4 protein-coding genes are annotated in these 10,695 nt (G+C 45.0%); 1 reads left to right on the top strand and 3 read right to left on the bottom strand.

The features are described 5' to 3' along the window. Window positions 1-65: 65 nt before the first annotated feature. On the bottom strand, window positions 66-1,496 hold the full coding sequence (gene cls / locus Q0668_RS00275; protein ID WP_298858774.1) for a cardiolipin synthase: 1,431 nt from the start codon (window positions 1,494-1,496) through the stop codon (window positions 66-68). Window positions 1,497-1,714: 218 nt separating this feature from the next. On the opposite strand from cls, the gene Q0668_RS00270 reads away from it, so the two are divergent. Further along, window positions 1,715-7,927 (top strand): MG2 domain-containing protein, encoded by a 6,213-nt coding sequence (locus Q0668_RS00270; protein ID WP_298858772.1) that lies wholly within the window; start codon window positions 1,715-1,717, stop codon window positions 7,925-7,927. Here Q0668_RS00270 and Q0668_RS00265 read toward each other — a convergent pair. Next, window positions 7,917-9,950: a hypothetical protein gene (locus tag Q0668_RS00265; protein ID WP_298858771.1), complete on the bottom strand. Its 2,034-nt coding sequence runs from the start codon at window positions 9,948-9,950 to the stop codon at window positions 7,917-7,919. The two genes, Q0668_RS00270 and Q0668_RS00265, sit on opposite strands and share 11 nt — an antisense overlap. Before the next feature lie 224 nt (window positions 9,951-10,174). Beyond that, on the bottom strand, window positions 10,175-10,591 hold the full coding sequence (locus Q0668_RS00260; protein WP_298858769.1) for a hypothetical protein: 417 nt from the start codon (window positions 10,589-10,591) through the stop codon (window positions 10,175-10,177). Between the last annotated feature and the right edge of the window lie 104 nt (window positions 10,592-10,695).

Raw genomic sequence — 10,695 nt, 5'->3', positions numbered from 1 at the left:
ACATTTTCATGCTATTAGTTCCGAACCAAAACGCTTTCGGGACACCCACTAGTTAGCGGCGGTCATTACATGATCGGGGCAAACAGACGGCATAGATTTTGTTTTAAGATTACCAGTTTGCCCCGTTTGTCCCAGTCTGCTTCTGTAATTTTGATGGCACTCAAGAAGTCATTTTCAATCGATTCTTTCAGTCGTTGTGCGAATTTCCGATCGTAAATAGCCAGGCCTACTTCAAAATTGAGAATTAGACTGCGGAAGTCAAAATTAGGTGTGCCTACAAGAGACCAGCTACCATCAATGGTCATTGTTTTTGAATGCAGGATTCCTTTGGTATATTCATAAATCTCGACACCGGCATCCAGGAGTGAGTCGTAGTAAGACCGCCCCGCGTGAATTGTTGCTGGATTGGCCGACTTACTGGAGACAAGCAGCCTGACGCGCACTCCTCTTTGCGCAGCCGATTCCAGCGCGGTCGTCAATGATTCCGGTGGAACAAAATAAGAGGTGGTGAGTAGAATACTCTCCCGCGCCTCGTTGATGGCTGCGAACATCAGTGATAAAAAGATATCCGCATTTTTTTCTGGTCCCGACGATAGAGTTTGCGCAGTGATATTGCCTGTGGGGTCAGGATGCGCATAATACTGCGGCTGTGTTAATGCTTCCCCTGTCGCAAAGAACCAGTCTTCTGCGAAGACCTGTTGTAATTGCAGGGATTCAGGGCCTTCAATTTTTAAATGTGTATCTCTCCAGAAACCGAGTTCTGAATCTAGTCCCAGATATTCATCACCGATGTTCATGCCGCCGGTAAAAGCAGTTTTGCCATCGACGATGACGAGTTTTCGGTGATTTCGTAAGTTGATCGACCACCGTTCCCGAAATGAGGCTCCGGGAAGAAAAGGGGCAACCTGGATACCTGCTTCGAGCATCGGTTTGAAAAAATGACTCCCTAAACTCAACGAACCCAATCCATCATATAAAAAACGAACCTGAACTCCGGCATTCGCTTTTTCGATGAGCATATCTCGCATCAAAGTACCCGATTTATCCGGTTGCCAGATATAGTATTCCAGATGCAGAGAATGTTGGGCATTCAAGATCGCCTGTTTGATCAGACCCATTGTCCGGTTGGTATCAGTTAGTAGTTCAATATGGTTCCCAAAAGTCGGTACCGTGTGTGTAATATTTTGAGCGAGTCGCATCAAATTCTGGTTTAGGGGCAGGTAGTCTTCTCGGGAAAGTAGTTGATTTTGTACAACTGAGGGGAGTTTGGGAGCGAGAGACCGGTTTGCTTTTTCTTTAGAAAGAGATCGCCTTTGGACACGATTGATACCAAAGAAGATATAAGCAATACCACCCAGGCCGGGTAATAAGAGAATCGTTAAAATCCAGGAAACAGAAGAAACCGGGTGACGTTTCTTTTGCAACAGGATACTTGGAATGAGAGCCAGAGTGATCAGATAGCCACAGAGCGTCAAAGCGCCCAAAATCCATTGCATAGATTAGTCTCTTCGTGTGTAGCAGAATCAATGTATTTCAGAAGAACTAAGATTATGAAGGAAATCAGTCAGGACTCATACCTTGATTTTTCGGGTTCAATGAAATATTCGAGAATTCCGGGAACTGGATACAAATTCATTTCGTCTTATAGCCCTATAGTACTATGATCCCAGTCTGATAATCTACAAACTGATCTCCCTAATTTCCTGCAGGTTCTATGATGCCCCAATTCAAAATAAAAAAAAGTGCTCATTGGTTTTTCGTATTTGCTTTCATGATTTCCCTGGGAGTGTATCTCTCAGCAGAGGAAAAGAGCGTCACTGATGCACGTACGCTGGCACAAAAGTATCAGACGCAGGGAAATTATCGGGACGCCTGGGAAATCTATCAGAAATTAGCAACGCGTCGAAATAACTCCGGTCAGGGCGTTTCCAATGATCTCAGTAGCGGGATTCAATGTCTTCAACGATTGAATCGCGTGAACGAGATTGATGAGTTTCGTGATTCAATTTTGAAAGTGCATGCTGATAAACCGCGCGTGTTATGGAAGGTCGCTGAAAGTTTCATTCGTGGCCCGCATTATGGCTATATCATTGATCGCAAATTTATTCGAGGGAATCACCGAGGAGGAGGCCGTTATACCAATACTCAAGAACAAGACCGTTTGCGTGCATTGCAACTGATGGAACAGGCTGTTGGCCTTTTAAAGGCTGAGACTGACTCCGGGTTGGCGATCAATATTCATTATGACTTCGCGATGTATTTTATGAATGGTCGCGCAGGGGGGAATGCCTGGAAGTTACAGGTTCTGACCGATTTGAAGCAGGTTCCCGATTATCTAAACGTCGGCGAAAATTCAGGTAGATATAATCGAGGCTATCAGAATGGCGGGCCTCAAGGGGCTCCTGTCGACGAAGAGGGCAATCCGATTTTTTACCGCGTTCCTCAATCTTATGAAACCGCTGCCAATGATGGAGAACGTTGGCACTGGATGTTGAATCAAGTGATGAAACAGGGGGCAGCGCGTCAACAGGATGCGGCGCTTCAGGTTGCAAACTTTTATCGTAGTCAATTTGGTGTGCAGACTTTACAAAACTATATGGCTTATTTTTCGCGGATGAATCTTGATCAAAGTGAAAAAGAAAATGAACAAGTCAATCCGTTTTCACTGGAAAATCTCAAAGAAACAGAGTCGTTAACCAGATTGGCTACGGGAATTAAACGTATTAATCTTCCAGACGACGTCAATTTTATTCGCTTGTATCAAAAAATTGTTGGGATGGGGAAGAGTGTTTTCGCAGAAAACGCATTGTCTCAATTGGCGATTGTTTTTGAAAATCGACGACAATACCCCATTGCCGTGAAGTATATTCAAGAGAGCATGCAAACGTATGGTGATCCGTACAAACACAAACAGAACCAGCTCGATCAGATCATTCTTAATTGGGGGCAATTTGAACCAATTGGGACGCAGGCAGCCGGTACAGGAGCGAAAGTGGGCTTTCGTTTTCGGAATGCAGAACAGGTTCAATTAGAAGCATACGAAGTACACGCTGAAAAATTATTAGACGATGTCAAAGCGTATTTGAAGACACATCCCAAGAAACTGAGTTGGAATGCGATCAATATTTCGAACTTAGGGTATCGCCTGGTTCATGAGCAGCAGAAAAAATATCAGGGGAAACTGGTTTCGAAGTGGGAGCTGGAACTCGATCCCCTTTCAGGTCACCGCGATCAACTCATTACGGTTAATACTCCATTACAGAACGCAGGAGCATACTTATTGATCGCGAAAATGAAAAACGGCAATACCAGCCGTATTATCGTTTGGCTGGATGATACCGCAATCATTCATAAACAGTTGGCGGGGCGTACTTATTATTATGTTGCTGATTCTCGCACCGGCAGACCGATCCCTGAGGCAAATCTGGAATTCTTTGGTTATTGGCAAAAACATGCGGGACGAAACCAGTATCAAATACTGACTTCCAATTTTTCAGAACAGACGGATGAAAACGGCCAGGCATTTCCTGATCCTGCTTTGTTAAAGACAAATTATCAATGGATCACAATTGCCAGAACCAAGTCAGGCCGCTTTGCCTATTCTGGTTTCGAACGATTTTGGTATTCACGTTCAGTCAATGAGAGTTACCATCTGGCACCCAAGGTATACGGGATCACTGACCGCCCGGTCTATCGACCGGGACAAAAGGTCAACTATAAGTTTTGGCTGCGCCGTGTTGGTTATGATTTAAAAGAAACAACAGAGTTTGCTGATCATAAAGTAAATCTCAAACTGACAGACAATAAAGGAAAAACAATTTTTGAGAAGACTCTCATCACTGATGCGTACGGTGGTGTCAATGCGGATTGGGAGATTCCCAAAGATGCTGGCCTTGGTGTGTATCATCTGCAGCTGAGAGCAGAATATCCTATCGCAGTTCCGGCAGGCAGAAAGGCAACAATTCATTCGAATATTTCATTCCGGATCGAAGAATACAAAAAGCCGGAATTTGAAGTTCTCGTTGAAGCACCGAAAGATCCCGTTGCATTAGGCGATACAATTACCGCAAAAATTAAAGCAAAATATTACTTTGGCAGTCCCGTGACTAAGGGGCAAGTAAAATATAAGGTCACACGGACTGCATACGAGCAACACTGGTACCCTTATAGTCGTTGGGATTGGCTCTATGGTACAGGCTACTGGTGGTTTGTTGGTGATTACAACTGGTATCCCGGCTGGGGGATTTGGGGCTGCAGAGCTCCGGGGCCGTGGTGGATTCCCCATCATTCCGCTCCGCCTGAGCTGGTTCTTTCGAATACCGTTGATATTGGATCGGATGGAAAAGTCGAAATCAAAATTGATACTGCTTTGGCCAAAGCCATTCACGGCGATCAGGATCATAAATACGAAATTACCGCTGAGGTGGTTGATGAGTCGAGGAGAACAATTGTTGGCAAGGGTACGGTCTTAGTCTCACGAAAGCCATTCAAGGTTTTTGCCTGGATGAATCGAGGCTATTATCAGGTGGGAGACACAATGACTGCTTCGTTCAAGGCACAGACCCTTGATTCAAAACCAGTCACCGGCAAAGGAAAAGTCGTTCTCTATCGCGTGACATATGATGATCAAGGAAAGCCGAAAGAATCTGCTGTGCAGGACTGGGAGTTGAATCCGGCCGCTGATGGAACCGCATCACAGAAAATGTCGGCCACCCAAACGGGGCAGTATCGTGTGGCGTATACGGTGACTGATAAAGCCGGGAACCAAATCGAAGGTGGGTATCTCTTCTCCATTCGTGGCGAAGGATTTGATGGCAAAGATTATCGCTTTAACGACCTTGAAATTGTGGTTGAGAAGAAAGCCTATCTTCCGAACGAAAAGGTGCGACTGCTGATCAATACCAATCAAGCCGATAGTACGGTATTGCTCTTTCTTAGACCAGTCAACGGAATTTATTCCAAACCTCACGTTCTTAAGCTGAAAGGGAAAAGTACTGTATACGAATTAGATGTCGCTAAAAAAGATATGCCCAATTTCTTTGTTGAGGCAGTCACCATTCATCAGGGCAAAGTTCACACCGTTGCGCGTCAGATTGCAGTTCCTCCCGAAAAACGTGTCGTCAATGTGGAAGTCGAACCGTCTGCCAGCGAATATCTTCCCGGGCAAAATGCACAAGTCAAAATTAAAGTGACTGATGCAAAGGGACAGCCGATGCAGGGTTCGCTTGTCGTGAGTATGTATGACAAGAGTGTCGAATATATCAGCGGCGGTTCCAATGTTCCTAATATCAAAGATGCGTTCTGGAAATGGAAACGCTCTCATCAACCATTAACTTACAGTAATCTGACTAAGACGTTTTATAACTTGTTACGTCAGAAAGAAATCCCGATGCGAGTGATCGGTACTTTTGGTCATTTGATTTTGGAATCAAAAAATGAAGCTCAGAAAGTAGGATGGAGCTTTGGTGACCAGAATGGACGACGCGGCAAGATGACTAATGGACTTGGCATGCTGAGAAAGTCGAAAGCGATGGCGGGTGCTCTCGTAAATAGTCCGCAACCCATGAGTAGTGCCAGGATGGAGTCGGCAGATGCAGATGGATCGGGAGCATTCGAAAAAGCCTCTGCTGTTGTGGAACCTGTTGTCAGACAGAATTTTGCAGATACCGCCTACTGGAATGCAGCCATTACTACAGATGCGGAAGGCAGGGCAGAAGTATCTCTGAAGATGCCAGAGAATCTGACGAGTTGGAAAATCCGTAGTTGGGCCATGGGACAAGGCACACGTGTTGGTGAGGCAGAGGATCTGGTTGTGACCAGAAAGAATTTAATCATTCGTTTGCAGGCCCCTCGGTTCTTTACCGAGACAGACGAAGTGGTTCTCAGCGCGAATGTACATAACTATTTGAAGACATCGAAAAAGGTGAAGGTCGTTCTCGAATTGGATGGTGATACATTACAGCCTTTAGGTGATGCGACGCAGGCCGTCGAAATCGATGCCAACGGAGAACAACGTATTAACTGGCGCGTGAAAGCAGTTCGTCCTGGTTTTGCTGTGATTCGGATGAAAGCGTTGACGGATGAAGAGTCAGACGCGATGCAGATGACCTTTCCTGTTAAAGTACACGGCATCTTAAAAACCGAATCGTTTACCGGTTCCATTCCTGCTGATGGAAAATCGGCGCAAATTAGTTTTCAGGTTCCGAATCAACGCAAATCGGAACTATCCCGTCTGGAACTTCGCTATTCGCCTTCGTTGGCAGGTGCGATGGTTGATGCACTACCTTATCTGATTTATTCACCTCATAAAACAACTGATACTACATTGTATCGTTTTCTTCCTACCGTACTCACTCAGAATATTCTGAAACGTATGGGATTGAATTTGAAGGAGATCGAACAAAAAAGAACAAATTTAAATGCTCAGGAAATAGGTGATGATAAAAAACGCTCGAAACAGTGGAAGCGTTATCAACAAAACCCTGTATTCAGTGAATCGAAAGTGAGCCTGATTGTTAAGCAGGGAGTAGCTGATTTAACGAGTATGCAGTTGGCGGATGGAGGCTGGGGCTGGTTTTCCGGTTGGCAGGAACGCTCGTCGCCTTACTTTACGGTTCGCGTTGTGCAGGGGTTGAGTTTGGCCAAGCAAAGTGGAGTGGCTCTGGTTCCCGGTACTCTGGAGCGAGGAATCGAGTGGCTGAAAACGTATCAGAATAAAGAACTACAGAAACTATTAAATGCGCCCAGCAAAACGAAACCATATAAGTATTCTGCTTCCAATCTAGACGCTTATGTATTTATGGTATTGGTGAACCAAAAGGTTGTTAACGAAAAAATGTACGATTTTCTGTATCGGGATCGGACGAAACTATCGGTTTATGCTCTGGGGATGTTAGGACTAGCTTCTCAGGAATTAAATCGTCAGGATCGACTGCAGATGATTGTTGAGAATATGGACCAGTATCTGGTTCAGGATCAGGAAAATCAGACCGCTTATCTAAATCTACCTGAAAGTAATTACTGGTGGTATTGGTATGGGAGTGAAGTCGAAGCCAATGCTTATTATCTGAAATTGTTAGCGAAAACCGATCCTAAAAATCCCAAGGCGGCTCAATTGGTGAAATATCTGTTGAACAATCGCAAGCATTCTACGTATTGGAATTCCGTTTCCGATACTGCAATCGCCATCGAAGCACTCGCGGAATACTGGTCTGCCAGTGGAGAAGATCAGCCTGATCAAACGTTAGAAATTTATCTCGATGGGAAAAAGCAGAAAGAGGTGAAGATTACTGCCGAAAATCTCTTTACTTTTGACAACAAACTGGTGATCGAGGGTGAAGCACTGACGTCGGGCGCTCATCGTCTGGAAATTCGAAAAACAGGTTCTGGACCATTGTATTACAATGCTTATGTGACCAACTTCACTAAAGAAAATTTCATCACCGAAGCGGGGCTGGAAATCAAAGTCCACCGTAAGTATTACCAGCTGATACCGGAAAAGGCTTCCGTGAAGGCCTCTGGTTCCCGCGGTCAAGCGGTTGATCAGAAAGTCGAGAAATATCAGCGTAAAGTAATCGATTTAGAAACAGCTCTCAAAAGTGGCGATCTAGTAGAAGTCGAACTCGTACTCGAAAGTAAAAATGATTACGAATATCTGGTTTTTGAAGATTATAAAGTGGCAGGATTCGAACCGGTTGGAGTACGCAGTGGTTATGCCGGTGATGGATTGGGGGCCTATCGAGAATATCGTGACGATCGCGTTGTGTTTTACGTCAGGCGTTTAGCGCGTGGGAAGCACAGTCTTACTTATCGCTTGCGAGCGGAAATCCCGGGGCTCTACAGTGGATTACCCACTCAAGGTTATGGCATGTATGCACCGGAGTTAAAGGCCAATTCGGATGAAATCAAAGTGAAAATCACGGACTGAATTTTTCCCAATGATTTCCATTCCATCGACAAATCCTTTTCCAGCGTGTTCCCTCTCGTTGATACAGTGTACGTGCTTCAGCGTCATATTGATAAAGTTGGCGATCTGGGAACAGAGCCTGTAATTTTTCGGGAGAGTATTTTTCGGGAAGAGAACGTCCGCGTAAGATCATCTGATTGAGGCTTGGATCATTGATAATGTAATCAATGTGTCGATCATTGGTGTTATGTTGGATCAATACAAACGCCGGTTTTTTGATTTCAGAATATTGCTGGAATAGAGAATTAAACTGAAAGTGCTTTAGTTTGGAGAAAGCCACATTATTCACAACGATTTCTAATTTCGAAATGGTCCACATTGGAGAAAATGCTGTCATGTTGGTCAGAATGGCTGCGAGAATCATCAACGACCAGAGCCAGCTCATGAGTGGTCTTTGGAGGCGATGCCAGATACGAAACAGCGTTTGCGTCACGCGTGCAAAAATGAGCGCCCAGAGTGGTCCGGTTTCAAATACGTAATGCCAATGCATAATTCCATCGTACCAGTACGGGATGTGGACGATATGCAGAGAGACAATCGAAGCAAAGATCAGCCACCAGCGGCTCCCATGTCGGCATTCTGTGATCAGAAAAATCAGGCCTGCCAGTCCCAGGGGAATCAGTCCCAGTGTCCACTGCTGACTGGCTATGAAGCGATTTTGTACATTTTGAAGCGCTAACTCGGGTGTCAGGTTCTGAGCCCAAATGTCATAGTCATGCAGGACCTTTGGGCCGAGCTTCTGCTCTCCGCGGATGACATTATCAAACCCGTAGACATGGCGCGGCGTGTAGATGTCGGTATAAACCTGGTAAGGCATCTTCCAGCCGCTGTCGGTAATCGACTGATTGTAAAAAAACAGACCGGTCAATCCACTGCCGATGGATATTGCCAGACCAACAATCAGAACCCAGACAGAACGTGGCGAATTCAGTTTTCCTGGCTCTGATTGGGGCGTGTTGTCTTTATAGCGGAAACAGGATCGGATCAATATTAAGACCAGCCAGATTCCAAAAGGCAGGGCAAAGCCGGCTGCAGTCATGGGGCGACACAGCATGGCAAAGGTTAAACCAAGACCGGCGAGAAAGGCATCACAAAAAGATCGGGTACGCTGCATCCGTAGAAATGCCCAGAGAAATAGTGAAAGGCCAATCAATGTGGGATGGTGCGCTAATAGCAGGTTGCTGAAGATCGCCATGCCCGGCGAAAGTGCAATCACGAAACCTGCCAGAAATCCTACGCCGTTTCCACCCAGCTCTCTGCCGGACCAGAAGATAAACCACGCGGTGATCGCTCCCGCTAGCCAATAACCCCAATAGGGATGTCCCCAGGCGACAAAGGGGGCCAGCCAGAGTCCGGTGCCTGGAAAATAGCGGCTGGCCATTTTACCTTCATTTAATACATGCACTTGATCGAAGATTTCGGGCACGTCTGGATGGCTGGGAAACCACGTGCGGCCCGCCAGAAACGTTTTTGCCTGAAACAGGTAACTGAATTCATCATGATAAGCGGGGGGAAGATCGCCGAATGCAAGGTTTTGTTCCTGGTTTACGATGTGCACAGACGTCCATAAACTCATCAGGAAAGAACTGGAAGCGACGATTACGCACAGGAAAATCGCGGGATAATCACACTTCCGTGATTTTTGTTTTTCAATGACCCATTGTTGTGACAATCGAGGCCGGAGCGTTTGCGAGAAAAAACGGTTGTTAAGATAAGGTCGAAGAAACCAGCAGAGTGGGCTCAGCAGCAACAGAATAAAATAGGGAGTTGTATCCACGTTTACATGCAGAAAGAAACGTGTGAGCAAGGGGAGGTTCTGGTTCTCGGAATGAATGCGTGCCCATTCAAAGGGTGCTAAGAAGCAAAAGAGTAGAATTACAAATAGCAGATGTAGCAGGGGAATCCAGAGCGAAATAGATGCGGTTGACAAATGACGCTCGTTGGGTGATTCAGGTCGAGATGTCGTTTGTTTTTCCGAATTCATGAGTCAATGATGATTTCCGAATATCTTTTAGATTGTAACTCTGACGGTGACAGGCATTCCTTTTCTGTAGCACCGAATTGTCATCAAGAACAGCAAAGAGATCTCGACCATTTATTTATCAGCAGTATAACTTTACAGTGTCGGTAAAAGAAAGGGCGTGATTTAATAACAAATCACGCCCTTTATTGTATATCAGTAGCGAGTCGTCTGAATTGTACTCAAATTTATTTTTTCGCTGTTTTATTATTGGTTGATTTCTTACTGGGTGCTTTCTTAGAAGCAACGTCCGCTAGAATTTTATCCAGTGTTGATTTTTGTGTAGCGGTCAAAACACCTTCACATTCTGAATTCTGCTTTTTGGACAGTTCGGCCAGTTGTTTTCTCAGGCTATCGATCTGAGATTTATAACCGGCTTTGATTTCATAGATTTTGTTGCGTTGCTCTTTAGATAGACTCAGTTTGCCGTAGTGAGCAGGGACTCGCCCTTTTGATTTCTTAGTAACAGATTTCTTTGCTTTTGCACTGGCTTTTGCAGCATCCGATTCTTTTTTCTGTGCAGTGAGTGTACCTGATGTGCAAATGGTTAATGCGATTCCTGTGAACACAGCTAGAAACAAATTGACATGTTTTCTTGACGTCATACCATAATCTCCTGCAATAAATGTGAATGGAAATCCATTAAAATGATTAACAAGCATATCCTTACGATATATAATGTTCACATTGTACGGATGGATTCAAGTGG

This window comes from uncultured Gimesia sp., from assembly GCF_937910335.1.
Classification (GTDB): domain Bacteria; phylum Planctomycetota; class Planctomycetia; order Planctomycetales; family Planctomycetaceae; genus Gimesia.
The sequence above is the reverse complement of the archived record's forward strand: the minus strand, read 5'-3'. Positions and strand labels throughout refer to the sequence as shown.